This is a genomic window from Psychrobacter sp. S4(2024), from assembly GCF_036861305.1.
GTDB lineage: Bacteria > Pseudomonadota > Gammaproteobacteria > Pseudomonadales > Moraxellaceae > Psychrobacter > Psychrobacter cryohalolentis.
The window spans coordinates 493,576-518,466 of the sequence record NZ_JAZAQR010000001.1 but is presented as its reverse complement, the minus strand read 5'-3'; the positions used below and the strand labels follow the sequence as shown (position 1 = coordinate 518,466).

At 43.5% G+C, this 24,891-nt stretch carries 20 protein-coding genes and 2 tRNA genes; 14 read left to right on the top strand and 8 right to left on the bottom strand.

Annotation, left to right across the window (positions count from 1 at the left end):
* Position 1: 1 nt before the first annotated feature.
* The 4 genes from VLA57_RS02205 to adk all read left to right on the top strand — a co-directional run bounded on the left by VLA57_RS02205 (position 2) and on the right by adk (position 3,368).
* Complete coding sequence (locus VLA57_RS02205) at positions 2-652, top strand: DsbE family thiol:disulfide interchange protein (protein WP_133104412.1); 651 nt, start codon at positions 2-4, stop codon at positions 650-652.
* Positions 649-1,215 carry a cytochrome c-type biogenesis protein gene (locus VLA57_RS02200; protein ID WP_133104413.1) on the top strand — a complete coding sequence of 189 codons (567 nt, stop codon included), beginning with the start codon at positions 649-651 and terminating at the stop codon, positions 1,213-1,215. Before VLA57_RS02205 ends, VLA57_RS02200 begins: the two co-directional genes overlap by 4 nt.
* A complete protein-coding gene (gene ccmI, locus VLA57_RS02195; protein ID WP_133104414.1) occupies positions 1,212-2,492 on the top strand; it encodes a c-type cytochrome biogenesis protein CcmI in 1,281 nt (426 codons plus the stop codon). The genes VLA57_RS02200 and ccmI overlap by 4 nt, the downstream gene beginning before the upstream one ends.
* Before the next feature lie 222 nt (positions 2,493-2,714).
* A complete protein-coding gene (gene adk, locus VLA57_RS02190; RefSeq protein ID WP_187289141.1) occupies positions 2,715-3,368 on the top strand; it encodes an adenylate kinase in 654 nt (217 codons plus the stop codon).
* Between the two features lie 244 nt (positions 3,369-3,612).
* On the opposite strand, the gene secB is transcribed toward adk, so the two are convergent.
* From secB to rsgA, 4 genes are all read right to left on the bottom strand, one after another.
* A complete protein-coding gene (gene secB / locus VLA57_RS02185; protein ID WP_011514062.1) occupies positions 3,613-4,065 on the bottom strand; it encodes a protein-export chaperone SecB in 453 nt (150 codons plus the stop codon).
* Positions 4,066-4,260: 195 nt separating this feature from the next.
* On the bottom strand, positions 4,261-4,524 hold the full coding sequence (gene grxC, locus VLA57_RS02180; protein WP_011280820.1) for a glutaredoxin 3: 264 nt from the start codon (positions 4,522-4,524) through the stop codon (positions 4,261-4,263).
* Positions 4,525-4,815: 291 nt separating this feature from the next.
* Entirely contained in the window at positions 4,816-5,271 is a 456-nt protein-coding gene (locus VLA57_RS02175) for a rhodanese-like domain-containing protein (protein WP_133104415.1), read from the bottom strand.
* A gap of 147 nt (positions 5,272-5,418) precedes the next feature.
* Entirely contained in the window at positions 5,419-6,522 is a 1,104-nt protein-coding gene (gene rsgA, locus VLA57_RS02170; RefSeq protein WP_133104416.1) for a ribosome small subunit-dependent GTPase A, read from the bottom strand.
* 251 nt (positions 6,523-6,773) lie between these two features.
* On the opposite strand from rsgA, the gene orn reads away from it, so the two are divergent.
* Positions 6,774-7,361 carry an oligoribonuclease gene (gene orn, locus VLA57_RS02165; protein WP_011514059.1) on the top strand — a complete coding sequence of 196 codons (588 nt, stop codon included), beginning with the start codon at positions 6,774-6,776 and terminating at the stop codon, positions 7,359-7,361.
* A 170-nt stretch (positions 7,362-7,531) separates the two neighbouring features.
* On the opposite strand, the gene VLA57_RS02160 is transcribed toward orn, so the two are convergent.
* The 3 genes from VLA57_RS02160 to VLA57_RS02150 all read right to left on the bottom strand — a co-directional run bounded on the left by VLA57_RS02160 (position 7,532) and on the right by VLA57_RS02150 (position 8,726).
* On the bottom strand, positions 7,532-8,011 hold the full coding sequence (locus VLA57_RS02160) for a hemerythrin domain-containing protein (protein ID WP_333954222.1): 480 nt from the start codon (positions 8,009-8,011) through the stop codon (positions 7,532-7,534).
* Positions 8,012-8,508: 497 nt separating this feature from the next.
* Positions 8,509-8,585, bottom strand: a tRNA-Asp gene (locus VLA57_RS02155).
* 65 nt (positions 8,586-8,650) lie between these two features.
* A tRNA-Val gene (locus VLA57_RS02150) sits at positions 8,651-8,726 on the bottom strand.
* A 281-nt stretch (positions 8,727-9,007) separates the two neighbouring features.
* Between VLA57_RS02150 and VLA57_RS02145 the strand changes: the two genes are divergently transcribed.
* The 7 genes from VLA57_RS02145 (at position 9,008) to VLA57_RS02115 (ending at position 19,353) form a co-directional block, all read left to right on the top strand.
* Positions 9,008-10,651: a cardiolipin synthase gene (locus VLA57_RS02145; protein ID WP_133104683.1), complete on the top strand. Its 1,644-nt coding sequence runs from the start codon at positions 9,008-9,010 to the stop codon at positions 10,649-10,651.
* 102 nt (positions 10,652-10,753) lie between these two features.
* Positions 10,754-12,253 (top strand): tetratricopeptide repeat protein, encoded by a 1,500-nt coding sequence (locus VLA57_RS02140; protein WP_133104418.1) that lies wholly within the window; start codon positions 10,754-10,756, stop codon positions 12,251-12,253.
* A gap of 122 nt (positions 12,254-12,375) precedes the next feature.
* A complete protein-coding gene (locus tag VLA57_RS02135) occupies positions 12,376-13,959 on the top strand; it encodes a 3-deoxy-D-manno-octulosonic acid transferase (RefSeq protein ID WP_333954221.1) in 1,584 nt (527 codons plus the stop codon).
* A gap of 8 nt (positions 13,960-13,967) precedes the next feature.
* Entirely contained in the window at positions 13,968-14,711 is a 744-nt protein-coding gene (locus VLA57_RS02130; protein ID WP_133104420.1) for a 16S rRNA (uracil(1498)-N(3))-methyltransferase, read from the top strand.
* A gap of 261 nt (positions 14,712-14,972) precedes the next feature.
* Entirely contained in the window at positions 14,973-16,097 is a 1,125-nt protein-coding gene (locus VLA57_RS02125) for a Fe(3+) ABC transporter substrate-binding protein (RefSeq protein ID WP_020443822.1), read from the top strand.
* A 53-nt stretch (positions 16,098-16,150) separates the two neighbouring features.
* Positions 16,151-17,836: an ABC transporter permease gene (locus VLA57_RS02120; RefSeq protein ID WP_133104421.1), complete on the top strand. Its 1,686-nt coding sequence runs from the start codon at positions 16,151-16,153 to the stop codon at positions 17,834-17,836.
* Positions 17,837-18,093: 257 nt separating this feature from the next.
* A complete protein-coding gene (locus VLA57_RS02115; RefSeq protein WP_442792453.1) occupies positions 18,094-19,353 on the top strand; it encodes an ABC transporter ATP-binding protein in 1,260 nt (419 codons plus the stop codon).
* A gap of 73 nt (positions 19,354-19,426) precedes the next feature.
* Here VLA57_RS02115 and VLA57_RS02110 read toward each other — a convergent pair whose 3' ends face one another.
* Positions 19,427-20,314, bottom strand: a complete 888-nt coding sequence (locus tag VLA57_RS02110) for a methyltransferase domain-containing protein (protein ID WP_020443819.1) — start codon at positions 20,312-20,314, stop codon at positions 19,427-19,429.
* Between the two features lie 509 nt (positions 20,315-20,823).
* Here VLA57_RS02110 and gyrA point away from each other — a divergent pair.
* The gene (gene gyrA / locus VLA57_RS02105; protein ID WP_333954220.1) at positions 20,824-23,610 is read left to right on the top strand and encodes a DNA gyrase subunit A; all 2,787 of its coding nucleotides are present in this window, start codon (positions 20,824-20,826) and stop codon (positions 23,608-23,610) included.
* Between the two features lie 111 nt (positions 23,611-23,721).
* Positions 23,722-24,792 (top strand): EamA family transporter RarD, encoded by a 1,071-nt coding sequence (rarD, locus tag VLA57_RS02100; protein ID WP_011514048.1) that lies wholly within the window; start codon positions 23,722-23,724, stop codon positions 24,790-24,792.
* The last annotated feature ends 99 nt before the right edge of the window (positions 24,793-24,891 follow it).

The window sequence follows — 24,891 nt, the reverse complement described above, 5'->3', positions numbered from 1 at the left end:
GATGACTCAATCAGAGAAGTCTCCTCAAAAAGGTACTAATAAAAAAGGCAATCAAACGATGAAAAAAAGCCAAATCAGGATATGGTTTTTGATTCCGTTGATCATCTTTGCCGCTTTTATAGTCATGCTGTATTTTCGTTTAGGTCAGCCGACCGAAATCGTAACCAATACCGCTCTTGAGCGTCCAGTGCCCGCTTTTGAGCTGCCGTTATTGTCCGATACCAGCCGTATCATGACCAATGACAACCTGCCAGATCAGCCATTTTTGATGAATATTTGGGGCTCTTGGTGCCCAACTTGTATCATTGAGCATCCTTTTTTAATGCAGTTAGAGGAACGTGGCGTCAATCTGGTAGGCGTCAATTATAAAGATGATATTGGCGACGCCCTCGGTTATTTAAACCGTGGCGGTGACCCTTTTTCAATGTCTATCCAAGACTTATCTGGTCAATTTGCCTTAGATTTGGGTTTGACCGGTGCACCTGAAACCTTTGTGGTCGATGGTGAAGGTGTTATTCGTCAGCACATTGTTGGTGAGATTAATGAGGGTAATTGGCAGAGCCGTATCACGCCTTGTCTGATGGTGCTCAATGAGGCTGATAAAAGTAATGTCAGCCCTGATCTTGACCAAGTTAAGGAGGCGTGCAAATGATTATGATGCCATTAAAATCTATCACGAAAAATTTGGCAAGTTTGATCATTGCTTGTCTTTTTGGCGTGCTTAGTATCAATGCTTATGCCGCCATTGACGTCTACGACTTTGACTCAGTGCAGCAAGAAGCCCAGTACCGTGGTCTTATCGAAGAGCTGCGTTGCCCAAAATGTCAAAACCAAAACTTGGCAGGTTCTGATGCGCCGATTGCCCAAGATTTAAAGCAAAAAACCTATGACATGATTAAAGAAGGTCGTAGTGATGGTGAGATTCGCGCTTATATGCAAGAGCGCTATGGCGACTTTATCACTTATAAGCCGCCTGTACGTCCTTCAACGTGGATATTATGGTTCTTTCCGCCATTATTATTAATTGTATTGATCGTTGGCTGGTTTTGGCAAAGCAAACGCAGTCAGCGTATTGCCCGTGGTCAAAGTGGCATCTTGGTAGACAGCGCTGCTGTGTTATCAGCAGCAGAAGAAGCGGAACTTGATCGTCTGTTATCACGAGCTGATCGCAATAAAACAGATCATGACATCACAAGCATAGAGGACAAAAAATGACCCTATTTTCTACTTTTGGCTTATTTATTGCCCTAAGCTTACTGATTGCACTCGTATTGGCAGTGATCGTTATCACACCTTGGCTACGAGCTTCAAGGTTACGAGAAAATCCTGTTGACAATCAGCTACTAGACATCAATATCGGTGTATTTCGTGAGCGTTTGACAGAATTACAATCAGACAAAGACAACGGCACGATTGATGACGCCCATTATCAAAATCAAAAGATCGAGCTTGAGCGTCAGCTGTTGGATGCTCAGCGTGAAGTTACCCCAATGGTCGCGCCTGGTATTAAGAGTCGTCTGATTATCATGGTATGGGTGCCTGTGCTGGCAGCATTGGCTTATTTCTTGGTCGGTGATCGTACGCCAGTCTTTGATTTGTGGGCAGCAGAAGACAAAGTTGCTCAAGTGGCAGATGACTTATTGACCGGTAAGATTGACCAGCCACCCGCTTGGGCGATTGAAGATGGTACTCAGTTGATCAGCGCGATGCAGACCAACGTCTATCGTCATGCCGATGACCCTGATCGCTGGATGCGTTTATCAGAGCTGTTCTTATCTTTGGAAGCCACTGACTCAGCGATTGAGGCTTTGTCTCGTGCTTATCGTCTGTCGCCTGACAACGAAGAAATCGCCACCACTTATGCGCAGATTAGCTTTTTTGCTAATAAAGGTCAGCTTGATGCCAATAGCCGCCGTGTGCTGCAAGATGTTCTTGCCAAAAATCCGCAGCACGAAGGTGCGCAAATGCTGATGGCAATGGGCGAAGCTCGCGGTAATAATTTTGAGCAAGCGCAAGGTTGGATTAAGCGGTTACGTAAGAGCATTGCTGCCAAACCAGGTGACCATACCCAAGCATTGAGCAGTCTTGATGAGCTAAGTGCCAATGTCACGGCACAAGAGCAGCAAGCATCTGAAGGTATTGAAGTTACCGTCTCTATTGATCGTTCATTGTTGCCACTAGTGAAAGCTGAAGATGTATTGTTTGTCGCGATACGTGATGTGAAAGGTGGTCCGCCATTTGCCGCCAAGCGTTTACCGATTAGCGTGATTAAGCAAGGCGAAGCAACTGTTAGTCTAAGTGATTTAGATGCGATGATGCCAGAGCGCACATTAAAATCTGCGCGTGATGGAAAAGTTCAACTCGCTGTCATTGCTCGCATCAGTCATAGTGGTACTGCTATTGCCGAGTCAGGTGATCTATCAGGTAATCCTGTGGTGATAAGCGTCGAGCAGAATCAAGTCAATGTGGCCATTAATCAGCAAGTTCCTTAACTCGCTGAGTCCAGAATATCATCCTACATTTAGTGCGCGCTATTGTCTCATCTATGGCGCGCAACCTTCTCTCATGAACAGATAAGTCATCATATGTTGCTGCATCAATACTAAAAATACTTGAGGTTTTGAAAGCCACAAGGTAAGGTAAGCTCTGCAAACCACCAATCCCTAAGTTTTATTAGTCCCAAAATCCTATTTATTAAGGAGAATCGTGTAATGATGCGTATTATTTTGCTAGGTCCACCAGGCGCCGGTAAAGGTACCCAAGCTCAGTTTATTTCTAAAGAATATGATATTCCGCAGATCTCAACGGGTGATATGCTGCGTGCAGCAATCAAAGAAGGCACTGAGCTTGGCAAACAAGCCAAAGACGTGATGAACGCTGGTGGTTTGGTTTCTGATGATCTAATCATTAACCTCGTGCAAGAACGCATCGCTAAGCCTGATTGTGTTAACGGCTGTATTTTAGATGGTTTCCCGCGTACCATTCCACAAGCTCAAGCGCTTGCAGATGCCAACGTGACGATTGATCATGTAATTGAAATCAGTGTACCTGATGATGAAATCGTCAAGCGATTATCAGGTCGTCGCCAACATGCTGGCTCTGGTCGTGTATATCATATTGATCACAATCCACCAAAGCAAGAAGGCATCGATGATGTTACTGGTGAAGCGCTTATCCAACGTGAAGACGACAAAGAATCAACCATTCGCGACCGCTTAGCTACGTATCATGAGCAAACATCAGCTCTCGTTGGCTTTTATCAGAACAAAGCTAAAGAAGGCGGCGATGCACCTAAGTATGATAAGTTCGATGGTACCCAAGGTATTGATGACGTTAAGCAACAAATATTTTCTGCCCTAAAAGGCTAATATTTGTACTGACGCTAGAATATAGCGGATTAATCGAATAGTGTTATGAAAGACCCTGCCGCTAGTAATAGCAATCAGCAGGGTTTTTTAATGGGTCAAAAATAATGACCAATAGCAACATAAATCTAAATGATTAAAAATAAACTCTAAAAATTTCCATAAAAAAGCCGCTTACTCATAATAAGTAAACGGCTTTTTTATTAAAACGTCTTATTGATACAGCCAGTAGCGTTTAATTTAAAACTTAAGCGTTACCTTCAGCATCAACTTGTGCTTGCTGCTGACTTTGCGCAAAAGCTTGGTCAAAGTTAACTGGTGCAAGCAATAACTGCGGGAAGCTACCACGCGTTACGATGTCGCTGATGACTTCACGAGCATATGGGAACAAAACATTCGGGCAATAAGCACCTAGTATTTGACCAATTTGATCTTCTGGGATGTCTTTTAATAAGAAGATACCTGCTTGATGAACTTCCGCGATAAACGCCGCTTCTTCAGCATTTTTCGCAGTGACACTAACGGTTAATACAACCTGATAATGGTCATCATCCAGTTTTTCGGCATTGCTAGAGAGATTAATATCAAGCTCAGGGTTCCACTCTTTGGTGAATACGCCAGCGCCTGGGACTTCAAGTGACATGTCTTTGACATAAATACGTTCTAGTGCTAATTGCGGTTGTGCTTGTTCTTCAGCCATGATAATTCCTCTAAAAGTTAATCAAATGATTGGGCAAACTGTTATTTTAGTAAAATAGCATTGTAATATAATTCGAGACAAAAGCTCGATATTTTTCATCAAAGCCCTTTATAGCTGTCCCTATCGTTACTTATATAAATGACTCACATAGACTAGTAAAATAAATAAAGACAGCCAGAATAGCAAGATAGCAAATTAACCCGCTAATAGCTCGTCAAGTTTGCCTTGTTGGTTCATTTGATTGAGCTCATCAAAACCACCGACAAAAGTCTCACCGACGAAGATTTGTGGCACGGTACGATAGTTATTGGTCTTTTGCATTAAAGCACGGCGATCATCGCTGCTCATATCGTGCATGCCAATCTCTTCATAATCAACGCCTTTTGATTTCAGCAGTTGCTTAGCGTTTGAGCAATATGGGCAGATAGGAGTAGTATAAACTTTAACAGATACAGTCATGATAAATCCTTATTTATAAATGTATAGAGCAATTGTTATCGGATAGGTTATAGGATGGAAAGTAGTATTATAAAATTTGCCTATAGAGGCTGCAATCAAGTAAATCACAAGCCTATATTCTATTATGCTCACTATAAAGTGGGGATAGGCAATATAAATTCAAGCCAAATAAATACAAAAGCGTCGTCAGTATCATAAATGCCACATAAAAAAAACACCCTATGAAGAGGTGTCTTTTTTATTCACTACCGATAGATAGTAAGTCATAGTTTAATAAAGTGCGCTATCAAACTACTTATGCAAGCTCGGTTTTACTTTGACTTTAGTCTTCGGCTTAGCATCCTTTATGCCAACAAGTGGCATCCCAGCAGCTTGCCAGCCACCAACACCGCCTTCTAAGCGATAGACGTTTTCTTTACCAATCATCTGAATGGCAGCACCTGCTTGTACGCCCATATCGCAGATAATAATCACTGGCTGTTCAATCGCACGAATTTCCTCAATGCGGTCTTTTAGCTCAGTAAATGGGATATTGCGACTGCCTTGGATATAACCGGTGACAAACTTCTTTTTGGCACGGATATCGATAAGCTGCGCATTTTGCGAGTTCACCATCATACCAAGGGTATTGGGTGAAATCTTTTTACCGCTACGTTTGTTTTCAATAGCAAAAAATAGCACGGCTAGTACGGCTAATATACCAAATAAAAACGGGTGGTTGCCCACAAATTCCAGCGCACGATCCAAACCATACCTCCAAAAAAATAAGTGTTCTATTACGCTGAGAAGACAGCCTAATGGATTGAACAAGGCGCTATTATACCGATTAGCCTATCCATAGTAAACGTGTGATGGTCATCATCGTGATTAACAGTGGATAAGAATTAATAAGGCTCAATAAGGCTTAGTATCTGCCTCTTCTCTTAGCGTCACGAGGTTTTCAACGCGACGCTGCAATACTTTGCCATCAGCAACTGCTTCCCATAACGCGCAGCCTTTACTGTTATGAGTATGGCGACAGTCGCGGAACTGACATTCACCAGATAATGGTGCAAGTTCAACAAAGCCAGAAATAATGTCATCAGGCGTCAAGTGCCAAATACCATACTCGCGAATACCAGGGGTATCGACGATGCCGCCTTGGGTCAAATCGGCTGGATTAAAGGGCAGTAAGCGACTGGTGGTGGTGGTATGTTGACCAAGCTTTGAATTATCAGAGATAATATTGACGCTTTGTGCTGATTCAGGTAGCAGCGCATTGATCAAACTGCTTTTACCGACGCCAGATTGCCCTGCAAAAATAACCAGCTTTTTATCTATATAGCGTTTTAGTTCATCAAGTCCTTCCTGGTCGTCGCTATCCGCGACGTTTTCAGGACAGTCAACTGAGGTCAAAACGCTCTCATAACCAAGTGCGGCATATTGCGCCAATAACTCATTGGTATCGACGCCTTTTTCTTGCGCCAATAAATCGGCTTTATTCAGCACCAATAAAGGCTTGACCCCAGCATGATGACAAACAACTAAATAACGATCAATTAGCGTTGGCGCGGCAGCAGGTAAGGGCGCAAATACGATTGCCAAAATATCGACATTGGCGGCGACAGGCTTGAGCTTATGATAGCGGTCAGGTCGGGATACCAATGACGTACGTGGTTTGACTGATTCTATCCGACCAAATCCTGTATTAGAGTCAGCATTCCAGCGCACTTGATCACCTGCTGCTAGCATTGGTAGATTGGTACGTACGTGGCAGCGCCAAATATCACCGAGTGCCAACTCTTGCCAAAACGGCTCAGGGTCATCAGGTGCAACCTCAGGCTGCACAGGTATGAATGCTGGTAAGCTGGTCACTTGCACTTCCAATTGCTTGCCATAATGCGCCATGACCACACCATCCATCAAACTGTCATCGATACTATCTTGACTTAATAATTGCTGCTTATCGATGCGCCGAATCTGTTGTTTCGTTAGTTTGCGTTGTCGGATTAATGCCATGGGTTGGTAACCTATTATAAAATATTGCTCAGTGTAGCGTGAAAATTTGCTAACATACAGCCTAAAGCGCCTGCACTGGGCAGAGATTTTGTAATATTTTAGTATTCATAAATTCTAAGTGAAATTCACAGCTGCCTAAGTACAAACATTTTTTGCACTAAGATAGTTAGATAGGCGCATTATCTTATTCACATTGCTATTAAAGCATTGCTTGTAAGTTGTCTCAAACTTTATTGACCATAGGATATTTTATGACCACCGGCGACCATCCCAATAAAATTAAAATCAGAAACCAAGGCAAAAAAGGGCTGGTATGGATTGATTTAGAAATGACCGGTCTTGATACTCTAAATGATGAGATTATCGAGATAGCGACTGTTGTCACCGATGAAGATTTGAATGTCCTTGCCGAAGGACCTGTCTTTGCGATTAAAGTATCAGACCAAAAGTTAAATGGTATGGATGACTGGAATACCAAGCAGCATGGGCAATCAGGGTTGGTTGACCGTGTACGCCGTAGTACGGTGACATTGGCTGAGGCGGAAGCTGAAACCATTAAATTTTTGAATAAATGGGTCGATAGTGGTAAGTCGCCAATGTGCGGCAATTCAATCTGCCAAGATCGCCGCTTTATGGCGCGTCAAATGCCTGAGCTTGAGCGGTTCTTTCATTATCGAAACCTTGATGTGTCTTCTATTAAAGAGCTTTGCTTCCGCTGGCGTCCTGATGTCCTCAAGAATTTTGAGAAAGGCGGCAGTCATTTAGCGTTAGATGATATTCGTGACTCAATTCGTGAGCTTAAGCACTATCGTCAGCATTTCTTTAAACTGATACCTTAAAGCAGATACCTTAAAATCGGCACCTTAGAAAAAAAGGTATCAAGAAAGCCTTCAGATGAATCAAGCGCTACGATTGGGCTAATTTGTTTGAAGGCTTTTTTGTATTAAATAATCCAAATTATAATTTAGAGGTGTTATTTGAGTCATGATTAATAAGGCTGTCTTAGTTTTTAACGCAGCTCATCAGTACGTTTGATACTGTCATGGCTCGCTTCATAAATGGCATTGAGCTCTGCTTCCGTCAGGTGTTTTTCAACAGCTGGATATAATTCACGCTCTTCAAAACGAATAAGGTCGTATAAAAGCGTGCCCAATGCTTGAACTTGCGCAGCGGTTACCTCTTTATTGATAAATTTATGTGAACGCTCAGTTTCATCCATTAGTTTATATAGCTGTCTATGTCGAACATCTAAAGTATCAAGTACTGAGGCAACCTTAGTATGAGAGGCACGGTAAGGCTCTAAAACATGAGCGATTAAGGTATCCTCAATCTTAAAGTGAGCTTGCATATCTTTAATATAAGCCATGAGATAATGCCAATGCTTGGCAATCTCAGCAGGCTCTTCAGGACATTCTTTAGCATGGCGAGACAGGTTAAGTCCAAGGTGATGTTGGCGAGATAAAGGGTGTAATTGATTGGCGCGTTTCATAATAAAAACCCGTAATGATTCAATAGATTATACTTTATTCATTATTTGTCACGGTACAGTATGCTCATTCTGTATTTGTCTGAGGCAGTCATATGAGCACAGGTGGGCATATGATCTTAGTATTGGTTAGCCGACTCCAAGTACTGTCCTCATGAATAGGGTCGACGATTGACCGGTATAAAAATTATTTTTAGCAACATTTAGCATAAGACTCTTTTCCATGAAAATTGACCATATCATGAGTATGTCATGTAAACGTGTAAGGATGGTCACCGTTTAAACACCGACTATTCAAATGGCGACTTTAAGAATAGTGATATTTATTATTGAAGATAGATAACGGAGGAGAGTAAGGAGCCAGTGAACCACGGGAGGACGGAAGGTTTAAAAGGCGAGGATTATATATAATAGAGGTTTAGGTAAATAATAAACACAAAAAAACCTCAAATATAAATACTTGAGGTTGAAACTTTTGTATTAAAACTAAGTTTTAAATATGGCGCAGCGGACGGGACTCGAACCCGCGACCCCCGGCGTGACAGGCCGGTATTCTAACCAACTGAACTACCGCTGCTTAGGTCGTACTTAGTTTATTTAACCACTTAGCTTACTACTTTAGAGTAACGCTATACTAAATAGTGGTGGGTGATGACGGATTCGAACCGCCGACATTCTGCGTGTAAGGCAGACGCTCTACCAACTGAGCTAATCACCCTTCGAACAATTGCTAGGCAATTTATTCAACATCAACTGAGCTCTAAGTTTGTCACTAAGCTCTGCTGCTGTGGGTGTGTATTATATAGATTTACACATGGCTGTCAAACACTATTTTACATTTTTTAAAAAATGATTATTAAAAAGGCTTTTGAGAGTATGGCTAGATGATGTGACAGCCCATATGGCAACTACCTAGTCAACGAATAGTTACCTATTGCGCGGCGGATAAAAGCTACTATACTGGATTGGTCGTATTTGATTATATTGTACTATTACCAGTTGGAGGCGAAAACAATAGAAGCTTTATCTACTACTGAGCAGCAAGTGGCAGCATGGTCTTGGACAGACTTTGCTGGGCTAGGTCTGATATTTCATATTATTCTTATGATTGTGATGACGTTGCGCATTGTTTCGGTACAGCGCAATATTGGGGTGGCAATTGCATGGATAGCGGTTTTGTTTACTTTGCCCGTATTCGGCTTAATTGCCTATGTGCTGGTGGGTGAGCCGATGATAGGTCGACGTTATCGCCAGCGAATGGATCAAGCGCGGCTACTGATGAATGAGATGGCACAACGGGAGCGCTTGGTGTTTGATGAAGGGCAAGAGGTATTGCCGACTCATTACCGTGGGGTCAGTCATATTGGTACGCGCTGGACAGGGTTTGGGGTATTCTCAAACCATGATATGCAACTGTTGACACACGCCAATATTATTTTTAAACGTTTGATTGATGACATCAATGCCGCTCAGCGCAGTATCTTGATGGAGTTTTATATTATTTACCCTAAGGGGCAGGTGCTTGATGTTATAGAATCGTTAATGGCAGCCGCTCAACGCGGAGTTGAGTGTCATATTCTGATTGATAGTGTGGGGAGTTTTAGTTTTTTTAACAGTAAGGCCCATCGAAAATTAGAAAAAGCAGGGGTTTTTGTCCATCAGTCATTGCCAGTAGGGTTGTTTAAAACGTTATTTAAGCGTTCAGATTTGCGTAATCATCGTAAAATCGTGGTTATTGATGGTTATATCGGCTATATCGGTAGCTTCAATTTGGTTGATCCTAAGTTTTTTAAGCAGAATAAAGACGTCGGTGAATGGATTGATGTGGCGATACGCAGTGTCAGTGATAATGACATTAGCATTGCGACTGCAATGGCAAAAGTGGTGGTGACCGATATCGGGGCGGAAAACAGTGACAATCTAGATGCGCTGCATCAACGAGTCAACAGCTACACACGTAAGCTATATGTGCGCAATCCGACGATTAATGACATCAATAGTCGCATCAAAGTATTGGATGATGGGCTAGAAAATGTAGAAAACCCCTGTACTGGTGCGATGTCAACAGTGATTCCGCAGATGCCGGTGGTAAAAGGCGTGGTCGCGCAGCTGATTCCTTCAGCGCCACAAGTGACCGCTCACGTTATTTATAATACCTTAGTAACCGTTTTACATCGTGCTAATCACTGTATTTGTATCACAACGCCGTATTTTGTACCGGATGAAGCTTTGTCAGGCGCGCTAGTGACGGCAGCCAAACGCGGGGTCAAAGTTACGCTGATTATCCCTGAAAAGGTTGATTCATTCTTAGTTCAGCACGCCTCGCAAGCGTATTACCAAGAGTTGTTAGAAGCGGGCGTTACCATTGCTCTGTTTAAGGGTGGTCTGCTGCATGCCAAAACAGTAGTTATAGATGACGATTACTGTATATTTGGCACCGTCAATATCGATATGCGCAGCTTTTATCTGAACATGGAAGTCAGTTTGGCGATTTATACGCCTGAAATGGTCGCGCAAGTTGCCGCTTGTCAAGACTCGTATTTACAAAGCTGTCGTTTTTTAACCTTGGATCAGTGGCAACGGCGTCATAAGGCTGAACGCTTGTTTGATAATGTGATACGCTTATTTAGTCCATTATTGTAGCCCTACATATTTTAAGTTAAGGTAAGCACTATATTTTGCACAACTGCCTGTAGTTCATTGCCTCTATGATTAATTTACTTTTTTAAAGGATACGCGTTTCTTATGTCTGCATCGCCCTTAACGCCCCTTGATTATATTGCAACAGGTTATTGGCAAGATTTTTTGGCAAGGCGTGCTGTCGCAGGCGGTATCGCTTACGAAGTGGATTTGCATCACTGTGGTTTGGATGAATCGCTGGCAAGCTTGCAGCGCATAGATACGCTACTGTCTCAGATACGCCGCGATATGGTCAAAGCAGGTATTTGGGATGAAGCAACGTTATTAAAAGATGAGCGCTATCGTAACTTTATGGTGTTTTTGGCGTTTTATGCAGGGCGAGTATTAGCGCAGCAATGGCAACAATCGCCGCGTTGGTTTGGTCAGTTTGAGCTAGATGCCCGCTATCCTGAGTTAGTACTGACGACCGATGATTTTTATCAGCATATGGCAATGTTTTATGGCGCTGATACTGATGTTAATACCAAAGATAGCAGTGATAAAGATAATATCCTGCTTTTCTTTGCTTTAGAACCGATAGGGATGCGTTTATTTGGTCATATCGACCGCGCGTTTAAATCGGCGCAAGGTGATCAAGTCGCTAGTGGCTTATATCAAGCGGTGAGCGCCAGATTACCAAAAGCTGTAAATCATCAGCCTCATTTGGTTGATACGACCATAGCAGATAAACCAAACACTCAAACAGCAAATGAAAAGGCATTTATTGAGAAAGTAAGCCCTGAAAATAGTAGCACATCCCTTTACTCGAATAGTAAGTCGTCCATAGACATGGCGACAACTCAACTTTCAGATGACAAAATGGGTAATGTATCTTCTATATCAGCTACTACAATTACATCAGTGCCATTAGCAGAATATATAGAAATAACAAACGCAACGGTAGTACCTATAGTAGAACCAGTAAAAACCACGGCAGTCGCAAAAAAACCACCCACGCCAGAGATTTTTAGCCAACTATTAACAGAGCTACATGAGATAGAAGTAACACAGACCACGGGCGAAACTGAATATGAGAAGGCGTGCAAGGTTTTAGATCAGTTTGAACGTCATATTGCAAAGCAAGAAAAACCCCGTAAGCAAGTCGTCTTTTCAGAGGCGCATCTGCAAGCAAAGCAGCAGGCTTTGTTGGGATTAGAAGACGCTGCAAATGCAGGAAACAGTGCTGCGATGTTGCGCTTTGCGATGTATGAGCTGCTCGGCGAAGGTCTGATAGCAAACGAAGGCGCTGATAAAGTCGCTGGTATAGAGGCTGGGGTCGAATGGGTGCAACAAGCGGCAAGTAAAAATGACAGCCGCGCTCAGCGCTTACTGAGTAAAATGTATTATCAAGGCGTAGGGGTTACGCAAGACCTTAAGGTCGGTAAATATTGGCTCGAGCAAGCGGCAGAAAATGGGCACATCGAAGCGGCAAGCTTGGTCGGTCAGTGGCAACAAGCACAAACGTTAATCAACACCCAAAAGCAAGAGCAGCATAGCCTTAAGCGCTATCAGCTACTGTTTGCAGTCATTATCGTAATAGCCTTACTCATTATTATTTTGGTCTAAAAAACGATGACCAACATCCTTGAATTTAAAAACGTATTGTTTGGCAATAAATTCAGGTAGAATTGGTGCGTTTTTTGTGCGCGACTCCTATTATCTGCTCCATTAATTATCTGGGCTTTTGCATGCCATCTTCTGACACCTCAAAAAATCTTTCTATTCAGGCACAGCCTCTGCAAAGCCATGCGGTATATAAGCCGCCTGTGTATTATCAAGTCGGCATAAGCTTATTAAAGCCGTTATATCGCCTGCAAGTATGGCGCCGCTCGCATGCGCGGGATAATTATCAGCAAGAAGTTGAACAGCGTTTTGGTAAGCGTTATCCTGCGCCTCCTATAGCCACAGAAACGTATCTACCAGCTGCGGATTTAAACAGCAGCATCAATGTTAATAAGCAAAATAAAACCATCTGGTGCCACGCGGTCTCTTTGGGAGAAACCAATACCGTTGCGCCATTATTGGATGCGCTATTGGCTCGTGGTTATCGGATATGGCTGACCAATACTACCCAGACTGGTTTTGCGCGCGGTGCCAGTCGATTTGCAGAAGAGATTGCGCAAGGTCGATTGAGTCACAGCTATGTGCCGGTCGATAGTCCGGCGGTGATTGAGCAGTTTTTGACTCATGTACAACCTGTTGCTGCTTTATTTGTAGAAACAGAGCTATGGGCAAACATCTTAACCAAATTATCTGAGCATCATATCCCGAGTATCTTGGTGAATGGGCGACTGTCAGCATCCTCTTTTAAAAGCTATCAAAAAATTGGCGCAGTTAGCACCAGCATGATGAAAAATTTGAGTTTAATCATTGCGCAGGATAATGACTCCGCCAAACGCTTTCGACAATTGGGTGCGCATAGCGCCCAAATCCGTGTGGCAGGCTCGCTAAAGTGGGTCATTAATATGCCTAAATTGTCTAATGTGTCTGAGCCAGATGATGATAAGGCGATTGATGTCGATATTGAAAATAGCGAGCAGACAGAGTTAGCAGAAAAAACAAGTGTGACGGCGAGTGATTTGGGCGTGGTCAATCGCCCAATCTGGGTGGCAGCAAGCACTCATGGTGGTGAAGAAGGCATTGTGCTGTCATGGCAGCAGCAATTACTGTCAAACCCTGCATTGGCAGAGGCGCTACTTATTATCGTCCCACGCCATCCAGAGCGCTTTGATGAAGTGGCAGCACTGATTCAAAATTCAGGCTTGACCATGGCACGGCGCAGTGCAGCAGAAGCTATCGACATAACTACCCAAGTCTATCTGGCGGATAGCATGGGTGAGTTAATGAATTGGTATGCTCTTGCCGATGTAGCAGTGGTTGGCGGCTCATTGGTCGAGGTGGGCGGACATAATCCAGTTGAGCCTGCAAGTGTGGCGACACCGGTTTTAATGGGTGTCCATACGCAATCTTGCCAAAGCGTCGTGGATAAATTAGCAAGCGTTGGGGCGTTATATCAGCCAAACAACCCTTTTTATCAGGCTATGGATAATACTGAGCAAGAGAACGAAAACCCACAATCTATCGATAATGAGACACTGATTTATCAACAGCTAAAATATTGGCTAAGTCATTTAACGTTGGCTAAGCAAGCAGGACAAGCAGGCGCGCGGATGACCGATCAGCAGCAAGCCGTATTGAGTCGTCAATTATCGATGATAGAAAAAATCATCGAGCAGCATGCTCTTCAAAGTGTTAGCCAAGATTTAAATTAAGAGCCACTATGAACTGTATCTTATTACCAGCTGCAAACTTTTCTAATGAATCTGCATATATCAATGCAGTGGCGCAAATTGAGCATGTCAACCAAGTTCTGGGAGCGAAAGTAGGCGACACCCTAAAAATTGGGCAGTTAGAAGGCAATCTTGGCACTGCTGTCATTGCTGATATAACGCCTGAGCGTATTGATTTATGTGAGATAAGTTTGGTCACAGCAACGCCGCCTAAGCTTGATCTCACTGTGGTATTAGCATTGCCACGCCCAAAAGTATTGCGCCGTCTGATTATGGATATGACCGCGCTTGGTGTCCGCGATATCATCTTGATTAACAGCTATCGTACGCAAAAAAGCTACTGGCAAAGCCCGATGCTGAGTCGCCTTGATGAGTTCGTATTAGAAGGGCTGCAACAAGGCATTGATACCGTCGCGCCGCGTATCAGTTTGCAAAAACGCTTTAAGCCCTTTGTTGAAGATGAGTTGGCAAACTTAATCACCAATCGAGCTATTGTCGCTCACCCTTATGCGGAATTATCGTTTTCAGAGTATGTGCAACAACAATTAGAAAGCTCTGAATCACCTCAGAAATCGATACTACCGAGCATGGTTTTTATCGGTGCAGAAGGCGGCTGGATTGATTATGAAGTTGAGCTGCTTGCAAGGCAAGGCTGCCAAGCGGTACATATCGGTGCGCGAATATTGCGCACCGAAGCGGCAGTCAATGCTATTCTGGGCCAATGGCTATTGTAAGATAATAACTGATATAAGTCTTAGTTGGAAATGCGGCAAGATTCATTACAACGGCATCAAAACCCCATTAAAAAACCACTATACACAGCATTAATTGTCGATTATTTAACTAAATAATCGGGCTAAATAAATGTATTGATAATTAATATCATTTCCATTAGTATATGCTTTCCAGACATTAGGGTCTTTTTAATCCTATCAATCCATGATTTTTAATGTCTTTTTATTCTACCTATCTGCCGCGCTATTATGGGGAAAACCATGTCATTGAATGTAATCAGTGCAAATTTATCTTCTGCTAAACTTACTTTACCGGTTGCCGTATTTGGCATGATGTTGGCGCTGGCTGGCTGTAGTAAATCATCGACGCCAGAAGAAAGTGTTGATGCCGAAACGCCAGCACCAAGCACTGAGCAAGAAGTAGCAAAAGACAACGCAGCGAGTGCTGATGGACAGACAGTGACTATCTACTCATCACGTAATGAGCAGCTAATCAAGCCATTGTTAGATCGTTATACTGAACAGACGGGTGTGAAGGTTGAGCTGGTTACAGACAAAGATGGTCCACTGATGGCGCGTCTGCAAGCTGAAGGTCAGAATACCCCAGCTGATATGCTTTTGACAGTTGATGCGGGTAACTTATGGCAAGCAGCTGAGCAAGGTTTACTGCAACCTGTTGCTTCTAGCGTTTTGGAAGCAAATGTACCGGCTAAGTATCGTGATCCAGAAGGTCGCTGGACAGGTTTGTCATTGCGCGCCCGTACGATTTTTTATGACCCAAGTAAAGTAAGCGCTGATCAATTATCCACTTATGCAGATTTGGCGGATCCAAAGTGGAAAGGCAAATTATGTCTACGCACCTCGAAAAAGGTTTATAACCAGTCATTGGTTGCGAGCATGATGGAGCATTTAGGTGCTGAAAAAACAGAAGCGGTCATCCGCGGTTGGGTTGCTAACTTAGCTACTGATGTTTTCAGTGATGATACCAATCTACTAGAAGCTATCGCTGCTGGTCAGTGTGAAGTGGGTATTGCCAATAGCTACTACTATGGTCGCTTGCTTGATGAAAAGCCTGATTTCCCAGTAAAAATATTTTGGGCAAACCAAGGTACGACAGGCACGCACGTTAATATCTCAGGTGCTGGCGTAGTAACGGGTTCAGACAATGCAGATGGCGCATTGAAACTGATGGAATGGTTGTCTTCTGATGACGCACAAGGTCTTTATGCTAGCGCTGATAAAGAATTCCCAGTCAAAGTTGGGATTGATGAGTCAGAGATGCTTAGATCTTGGGGTCAGTTCAAACCAGACGATATCAATGTACAGAAATTTGGTGCATTACAAACCCAAGCCATTCAAATGATGGACAAAGCAGGCTATAAATAAAAGTCTGCCAGTCATTTAATGGGGTTATGATGCGTATGACACGGTAACAACTTATGATAACAATGCCAGAATCGTCTGCAAGTCAGAACAATACTGTCAATGAAAGTAATGAGACAGGCAATACGAGTAAATCTATTCGCCAAGACCATGCTACCCGTAAACGTGTCATCTCGAAATCAGTCTTAGGACTGATTTCGTTGTTTATGCTAGTACCGATTTTAATCGTGTTATTGTCATGGACACAGCCCGTCGCTGATATTTGGGGGCATATGCGTGAGTACGTATTGCCGCAAGTCCTCAAAAATACGGCTATTTTATTATTAATGGTCACAGTAATTTCTGGCACGATTGGCACGGCATTGGCATGGCTTACGAGTATGTACCGCTTCCCTGGACAGCGGTTTTTTTCGTGGGCGCTGATGTTGCCGCTTGCTATGCCAGCTTATGTCTTAGCATTTGTCACAGTTGGTATTGTTGATTTTAGTGGACCATTACAAACGGCATTAAGAGATTTTGGTTTTACGACTGCCATTCCGTCGGTACGTAACGTCTGGGGTGCAGGGCTGATCTTGTCATTGGCTTTTTATCCTTATGTTTATTTGCTGGCGCGCCAAGCCTTTTTATCTCAAGGTAGGCGAGCTATTGAAGCTGGGCAGATGCTTGGCTTAAGTCGTGGTCGAGTGTTTTTTCGGTTGGCATTACCGCAAGCATTACCTTGGGTCATCGGTGGTTTGCTACTGGCAAGTATGGAGACGCTAGCAGACTTTGGCGCGGTGTCAGTATTCAATGTTGATACCTTTACTACTGCCATTTATAAAGCTTGGTTTGGGTTTTTTAGCTTGACGACAGCGGCACAGTTGGCAGCACTATTAATTGGTGTGGTCTTCATTGTTGTCTTGTTTGAACAATATTGGCAAGCAAAACGCGGTAATATTATTACCCAAGGTAGTAGCCAACGTTTTGAGGTCAGTAAACCAGCTAAGCTTGCTATGACGCTGCTTTGTACGCTGGTATTTTTGATAGCATTTTTGATCCCGTTTGCACAGCTTATCTATTGGACAGCGGCAAATTTTCAGCAAGATTTTGATGCCCGCTATATTGATTTTGTCACCAACAGCCTCATGATTGCTAGTATTACCACTGCGTTTATTGCGGTCTTAGCGATTATGATTGCGTGGATTAAGCGTCAATATCCGGACAAATCTACCAAGCTTATGACTACTTTAGCTAATTTGGGCTATGTGGTGCCGGGTACGGTATTAGCGGTCGGGATCTTTATTCCGATTGCGTGGCTGGATAATCAGCTGATTGCTTATGGCATAACCTCCACGCAGTTTTTATCTGGGAGTGTGATTGTGATGCTGCTGGCTCTATCGACCCGTTTTATGACGGTCAGTTTTCAGCCGGTAGACCGTCAGCTTCAGCGCTTGACCGTCAATCAAGAAGCGGCTGCTAAATTGCTTAGCGATAGCCCTTTTCAGCGCTGGCGGCAAGTGATGTTGCCCGTATTGAGCCCAGGGGTGTTAACGGGTTTGTTGATGGGTTTTGTCGAAGTGATGAAAGAGATGCCGATTACTTTGATGACGCGGCGTCAAGGTTGGGATACGCTAGCCGTTCGGGTATTTGAGATGACCAGTGAAGGCATGTGGGGTCGCGCTGCATTACCAAGTTTGTTGATTGTATTGGTCGGTCTTATTCCTGTTTGGATATTACTGCGTCAAAGCGATAAGCAGGGTTAAGATATTTTTTAATTAAAATATTGTGCTTAAATGATCAACGGATTCTAATTGGTGCTTCTCACGTTATTCACACTTTTAAAGTTTCATGTTTTTAACGTCTAATATTTTGAATGTTGTGACGCTGGATTTTCTTCACTAATAGCTTATTGGTACTGTCTATGTATACTGACTTGATGAACGATTCAATAAATCCAGCAGACTCTGATTCTGTAGAGCCTCAGAGTAAAGCACGACAAAGTAATGTGAAAAAGCCACCTATGACTATCATAACCAAAGCGCAAATGGCGCAAGCTGTAGCGGAAAGAGAATTACAACAAGGTGTTGCTAACTTAGATAGTACCTTCATTCAGAATCATGAAACCGCTGCCACTCAGCCATATTTTAGTGTACAGGACTTGGTGGTTGGCTATGACGACACCATAGTAGTCAATGGTTTGTCACTAAACCTACAGCAAGGTGAAATTGGTTGTTTTTTAGGTTATAGCGGCTGTGGTAAGACCACGGCATTAAGAGCGATTGCCGGATTAGAAGAGAGTCGTAGCGGCAAAATCACGCTTAACAATCAGCGACTCACAGAGCAAGCAGCGCGACTCTCATTTGCTGTTGCGCCTGCCAAGCGCGGCATGGGGATGGTATTTCAAGACTATGCGCTATTTGGTCATTTAAGCGTGGCAAAAAATATCGGCTTTGGTCTCAATAAATGGTCTGCTGCCGACAAAAAAGCCCGTGTTGCTGAGATGCTAGCGCTGGTAGAATTGTCTGAACATGCCGATAAACGCCCAAGCGAGCTCTCAGGTGGACAGCAGCAGCGGGTGGCATTGGCTCGTGCATTGGCTCCAAAGCCTAAGTTATTACTGCTCGATGAGCCGTTTTCGAACTTGGATGTGGTATTGCGTGAGTCACTGGCCATGAATGTTCGTGATATTCTCAAACGTACCAATACCACTGCCATTTTGGTCACTCATGATCAAAATGAAGCGTTTGCGCTTGCTGATAAAGTCGGCGTCATGCATAAAGGTAAGCTGGTACAGTGGGCAACCCCAAGTGAGCTATATCATGAACCGGTCAGCCCGTTTGTCGCTGAGTTCGTCGGTGAAGGCGCCATGATAGACGGCATTATCAAAGAAGGTCATGTTGAGACGGCGCTTGGTGATATTTATCGACGGATGGAAGTCTACGATGCGTCCGGTCAGCCGCAGTATTGTGAGTACGACTATCCGAATGGTACGCCGATTAAGGTATTGGTGCGTCCCGATGACATTATCCATGATGATGACAGTACGCAGACCGCCTTAGTGGTTGGTCGGGTATTTCGCGGTGCCAATTATCTCTATCGCTTGCAACTAGATGATGGTCAAACGGTATTGTCATTGGTCGCCAGTCATCATAATCATGAAGTCGGCACCCAAATCGGTATCTTGCCGATACTGGAGCATGTGGTGGTATTTGACGAAAAGGATATCAACGCTACCACGTGGTCAGAGTATGATAGGTCAGAGCGGTTTGAGGACATATGATAGCGTTTATTAAGTTGTCTTTACCGAAAGGACGCATGGTGTCGAAGTTTTAAAGCTTTTAAGAGGCATGTGTTTAAGAGACACGTGTCGCTAGAAGATGTAAGTAGCGCCCAAGCCACTTATAGGGATCCAGTTGCGAGTAGCGTAACTCCATACGTATGACCGCTTCAGGATCGTTATGCCCACCACGTTTTAGCGGCGAATAATCATGGAATACGCGCAGACCGCTGGCGATCAGAGTCTGATAATCATGCGCCTGTAGCCAAGCTTCAACCTCTTCCTTTGCAACCGGATGATTGGGCGTCAGGCTTTTTTTATTGTCGGCTTTATATTCAGTGTTATCTAATAAGTTGAAATTGCCCATTATCAAGTTACGATAATCAAAGCTCGCTGGATTATAAAAGCACAGCGATAATGCTCCATTATCGGATAATTGCTGATCAAAAAAGTCCATTACCGCGGCAGGCTCTGCCAACCATTCAAGTAGCGCGTGACACATGATTAAATCAAATTTCTCCGTCTCATCAGCCAGCTTTTCTTCAAGCTCTTGATACGGGCATACATACCACGTAATATTCAATTTTTCATCGTTTGCACTACTTTGTGCAGCGCTCTCTTGCGCCTTCTCTAACATATTGGCCGAGATATCATTGATGACCAGTGTATGTCCTTGAGTCGCAAGCTCAATCGCAATTTGCGCAAGCCCTGCACCCACATCCAAAATACGTAAAGGTCGCCCAAGAGTGCTGCTCATCTGCGCGCAGTATTCAAAAAGATCACGGCGCAATACTGCTAATCGAATGTCTCCCTTTAAGCCACCATAGACCTTTTTCTCAAAATGATCGGCAATCGCATCAAAGCTGCGGTCAGTACGCACATCTTCTTTTAACGCTTGTACTGTCACATTTTCTGTAGAGTCTACCGCATCGCTATTATTAATATATTGAGGATTGGTTGGCATAAAGAGTTGTCTATATCGGAGGATGTATGGTGGCGTATCGTACAATAAAGCAGGGCGCTAATCTAGCGTTGACGTCTTTTTAGGATTGTTTTTAAATTGCATTAACACCCAACTCTGATGACGCGCTATTTGAAAAAAGTGGGCGTTAAATGGTATTGCTAAAAAACGGTCTTTATATATATATCAATGGCAAAATTAGCCAGTGATATCAATGCTGTTGGGAAAGGTTTTTGAATCATGGTAATTGATGCAAAAAGTAGCAATTACTGAACTGTTTTGCTTGATTTTAATAGCACCTAGAACCCCCTAAATCAACAAATTTGTGCTAAAATAGCTTCTTTTATTCAACATTAAAACTATCGCTAATTCTCTATAGATTTGAATGATTGCTAAGCCTTTTTTGATGGTCACTGTATTTATTATATAACGGCGCTTTGGTGCCGTTATTGTTGCCCATTATGGCTTAGATATGCCAATGCTAGAGAGTAGATGTGAGTGAGGGAGTGTATATGAGCGAATCGGTCAGTCCTATTGCCATTGTGGACGAATTAAAGCAGTCCTATTTGGATTATGCGATGAGCGTGATCGTCTCGCGCGCGCTGCCTGATGTGCGTGATGGGTTCAAACCAGTACACCGCCGTGTGATGTATGCGATGCATGTATTGTCTAATGACTATAACAAAGCCTACAAGAAATCTGCACGTGTGGTTGGCGATGTCATTGGTAAGTATCACCCACATGGCGATAGTGCCGTCTATGATGCCATCGTACGTATGGCACAGGATTTTAGCTTGCGTTACCCGATGGTTGATGGTCAAGGTAACTTTGGCTCAATTGATGATGATCCTCCGGCAGCGATGCGTTATACCGAAGTGCGTATGACCAAGTTGACCCATCAAATGCTTGCTGACTTGGATAAAGATACCGTCGATTGGGAAGACAACTACGATGGCTCTGAGCGTATGCCAAGCGTGTTGCCTGCGCGTATTCCTAATTTATTGATTAATGGTGCTACCGGTATTGCAGTTGGTATGGCGACCAATATGGCGCCGCACAATTTGACGGAAGTGATTAACGCTTGCTTAGCTTATGCTGAAAATCCGCAAATATCTGCTGAAGAGCTGATGTCGCATATCTCAGGTCCTGATTTCCCAACGGGCGGTATTATCTATGGTCGCGCCGGTATTTTAGATGCTTATCGTACTGGTAAAGGTCGCTTGCATGTACGTGGTCGATATATTATTGAGCCGATGAGTGAGACGGGTGTCAACCGTGACCGTGAGCGTATTGTTTTCACCGAAGTGCCTTATCAAACCAATAAAGCCAAGCTGATTGAGCGTATTGCAGAACTTGTGCGTGACAAAAAAATCGAAGGTATTACCGAGATTCGTGATGAGTCTGATAAAGACGGTATGCGTATCGCTATTGATTTACGTCGCGGCGAAACAGCGGAAGTGATCGTTAACAACTTGTTCCTGCAAACGCCGCTAGAATCGAGCTTTAGTATCAATATGGTGGCGCTTGACAATGGTCAACCGAAGCTATTGACCTTACGCCAGCTGATTGCAGCATTTGTACGCCATCGCCAAGAAGTAGTGACGCGCCGTACGATTTTTGAGCTCAATAAAGCCCGTGTACGAGGTCATTTGCTTGAAGGTCTGACCGTTGCACTTGCCAATATTGACGAAATTATTGCGACGATTAAAGCGTCTGCAAACCGCGGCTTGGCTCGTGAAAACTTACTCAGTAATATCTGGGGTTCAGGCAGCGTTGTAGCGATGCTAACCGCTGCAGGCAGCCAGTCGGTACGTCCTGACTTTATCGAGGGCGAAGATCCAAAAGCGCCGTTTGGTCTGATTAATAATCAAGAAAGCTATCGCTTATCGCTTGAGCAGGTCAATGCTATTTTAGACATGCAACTGCATCGCCTAACGGGTCTTGAGCAAGACAAGCTGACTGAAGAATACCAAGACTTGTTGCGTGAGATCGCCCATTTAGAATCTATCCTTGGTGATTTTGATAAGTTAATGACCATTATCTCAAACGAGATGATTGAAATCCGTGATAATTTTGGTGATGAGCGTCGCACTGATATTATTGATTCGCGTATGGACTTTAACCGTGAAGACTTGATCCCAGAGCAAACCGTGGTAATGACGGTATCGCGTACTGGCTATGCCAAAACTCAACCCATTGACGACTATGTGGCGCAAAAACGTGGCGGTAAAGGCAAATCAGCGACGGCGATGAAAGAAGACGATGTGATTGATCATTTAATCGTGACTTCAACGCACGCAACCGTACTGTGCTTTACCGATACGGGTCGTGTCTTTAGTTTACGTGGTTTTGAAGTGCCAATTGCCAGCCGCGGCGCCCGTGGTCGTCCACTGGTCAATCTTATTGGCTTAAATGCTGATGAAACGGTCACAACGATATTGCCTATCCCAAAAATCGTAGAAGAGTTATCTAGCAAAGGTGAGACATCAGCAGATGTCACACTAGATAGTGATGATCTATTAGACGATAGCACGCAAGCAGAGCCGCCTTTTGTATTTTTTGCAACGGCAAATGGTACAGTGAAGCGTGTCGAGCTAAAACAGTTTGCCAATATTCGCTCGAATGGCTTGATTGCCGTTGGTCTAGAGGAAGGCGATAAATTGGTGAGCGCTCGTATCACCAATGGTAGCCAAGAGGTCATGCTATTTGCGTCAAGTGGTAAAGCCATTCGTTTTAATGAGACGGATGCTCGTGCGATGGGTCGTACGGCGAAAGGTGTCCGCGGTATGCGCCTGACTGCTGATGAATTTATCAAATCGTTGGTAGTGATTGAAGATGACGTCCGCGAAATTTTAATTGCTTGTGAAAACGGCTTTGGCAAACGCACCTTTATTGATGAGTTCAACACGCAAAATCGTGGCGGTGGCGGTGTTATCGCTATTAAAACTAGCACGCGTAATGGTGCGCTGGTTCGTGCTACCAAGGTGGACTCTACAGACGATATTATTTTAATTTCAGACAAAGGTACTTTAGTACGTACCCCAGTTGAGCATGTAGCAAGCTCTGGTCGTAATACTCAAGGCGTCACGCTGATTCGTTTATCAAAAGATGAAAAACTGGTTGCTATGGCGCGTGTTGAGCACGAAGAGGGTAACAATGAGCTGATTGATGCAATGAGAGAAGATGGAACGTTTGAAGTAAAAGGTCAAGAACAGATGGATGTTGATGCGGCGAATAGTGATGCTACAGAGACAGACTTTGATGATACTAGTCATACAGAAACTGAGACTGATGAATAACGCTTTTATTAGTTAGCTTTTTGGTCTATTCTTTTATTACCTTTTATAAAAAAAGCCTCTGACGTTATCGTTGGAGGCTTTGTTTTTTTTCTGTTTTTTAAGGCTGTTGTTATGCTTACGACCAATCAGACCGTTCAGGGAACTTTGGCTTCAGTATCATCAAGTTTTTTGTTTTCTTTGATGTTTCTATTTGGGCTATTTATGCTGCCATTAACGGGTACGCAGGTGGCTTCGTGGCGTGTATTGATGATGCTCCTGAGCCTAGTGCTATTGGTCAGTCTTACAAAACAGTGGCAGCATGTATTTGATTATCTCAAAACACTAAAGACGCCAAAAGAGTGGATTATTTTTGTACTGCCAACCCCAATTTTAGGTGGGCAGATTTGGCTGTTTATGTGGGGACCGGTCAATGGCTTTGGTCTTGATGTGACCTTGGGCTATTTTTTATTGCCGTTGGTCATGATTGTGATTGGGCGTTTTTTCTATCATGAGCATATGAGTGTTTTGCAATGGTTAGCAGCGATATGTGCTGCGCTCGGTATCGGCTATGATATATTGCAATATGGCAGTATATCTTGGGTAACCGCATTTGCATGCTTGGGTTATCCGCCTTATTATTTGCTACGTCGTAAGCTTGCTGTGCCGCCTATTACAGGTCTGTTATCAGATTTGACGTTACTGACGCCAGTGGTGCTGATTATGCTTTATAGCAGCGGCGGCTTTAGTGTGGCGGCGCAAAATACCAAATTTTGGTACATATTGCCGCTGCTAGGCGCTTTTAGTGCGCTTGCCATGTCATTGACTATGGTTGCTAGTAGTAAGCTGCCAGTGTCGCTATTTGGCGCGCTCAGCTACATAGAGCCTATGCTGCTATTTGTATTATCTATTACTGTGTTAAATCAAAGTCTGGATGAAGGAGGCTCGTTATTCATGTATGGCATGATTACACTGGCATTGTTTATTATGATTGCTGATAGTATGAAAGGCTTTCTTATCCGACGCCGTGACAATCATTTGCATGGTTACCGAGAGCCGCAAGTTGGGAGTTTTCCACCGCGTCGCCGTTTTATCGACCATCGTATAGAAGGGGTATTAAAGGCGCACCGTTTTCGTAAAATCAGGAAATACCAACAGCGAATAGATAAAATCACGCGTAAAATCCAAGCGTTAGATTCAAAGTAGTTATTGATGTAATGATAAGTAGTGTGGCCCGATAAAAGTGGTTTGATAAGTCAAGCTACATAGTAAAGCTATAATAAAAACAATAAGTGAGTTATTATC

What these genes read in the sequence shown, in the direction of transcription:
- VLA57_RS02205 (WP_133104412.1), top strand. Translation starts at nt 2, where the DNA reads ATGACTCAATCAGAGAAGTCTCCTCAAAAAGGTACTAATAAAAAAGGC.
- VLA57_RS02200 (WP_133104413.1), top strand. Translation starts at nt 649, where the DNA reads ATGATTATGATGCCATTAAAATCTATCACGAAAAATTTGGCAAGTTTG.
- ccmI (WP_133104414.1), top strand. Translation starts at nt 1,212, where the DNA reads ATGACCCTATTTTCTACTTTTGGCTTATTTATTGCCCTAAGCTTACTG.
- adk (WP_187289141.1), top strand. Translation starts at nt 2,715, where the DNA reads ATGCGTATTATTTTGCTAGGTCCACCAGGCGCCGGTAAAGGTACCCAA.
- secB (WP_011514062.1), bottom strand. Translation starts at nt 4,065, where the DNA reads ATGGCTGAAGAACAAGCACAACCGCAATTAGCACTAGAACGTATTTAT.
- grxC (WP_011280820.1), bottom strand. Translation starts at nt 4,524, where the DNA reads ATGACTGTATCTGTTAAAGTTTATACTACTCCTATCTGCCCATATTGC.
- rsgA (WP_133104416.1), bottom strand. Translation starts at nt 6,522, where the DNA reads ATGGCATTAATCCGACAACGCAAACTAACGAAACAACAGATTCGGCGC.
- orn (WP_011514059.1), top strand. Translation starts at nt 6,774, where the DNA reads ATGACCACCGGCGACCATCCCAATAAAATTAAAATCAGAAACCAAGGC.
- VLA57_RS02160 (WP_333954222.1), bottom strand. Translation starts at nt 8,011, where the DNA reads ATGAAACGCGCCAATCAATTACACCCTTTATCTCGCCAACATCACCTT.
- VLA57_RS02140 (WP_133104418.1), top strand. Translation starts at nt 10,754, where the DNA reads ATGTCTGCATCGCCCTTAACGCCCCTTGATTATATTGCAACAGGTTAT.
- VLA57_RS02135 (WP_333954221.1), top strand. Translation starts at nt 12,376, where the DNA reads ATGCCATCTTCTGACACCTCAAAAAATCTTTCTATTCAGGCACAGCCT.
- VLA57_RS02130 (WP_133104420.1), top strand. Translation starts at nt 13,968, where the DNA reads ATGAACTGTATCTTATTACCAGCTGCAAACTTTTCTAATGAATCTGCA.
- VLA57_RS02125 (WP_020443822.1), top strand. Translation starts at nt 14,973, where the DNA reads ATGTCATTGAATGTAATCAGTGCAAATTTATCTTCTGCTAAACTTACT.
- VLA57_RS02120 (WP_133104421.1), top strand. Translation starts at nt 16,151, where the DNA reads ATGATAACAATGCCAGAATCGTCTGCAAGTCAGAACAATACTGTCAAT.
- VLA57_RS02115 (WP_442792453.1), top strand. Translation starts at nt 18,094, where the DNA reads ATGACTATCATAACCAAAGCGCAAATGGCGCAAGCTGTAGCGGAAAGA.
- VLA57_RS02110 (WP_020443819.1), bottom strand. Translation starts at nt 20,314, where the DNA reads ATGCCAACCAATCCTCAATATATTAATAATAGCGATGCGGTAGACTCT.
- gyrA (WP_333954220.1), top strand. Translation starts at nt 20,824, where the DNA reads ATGAGCGAATCGGTCAGTCCTATTGCCATTGTGGACGAATTAAAGCAG.
- rarD (WP_011514048.1), top strand. Translation starts at nt 23,722, where the DNA reads ATGCTTACGACCAATCAGACCGTTCAGGGAACTTTGGCTTCAGTATCA.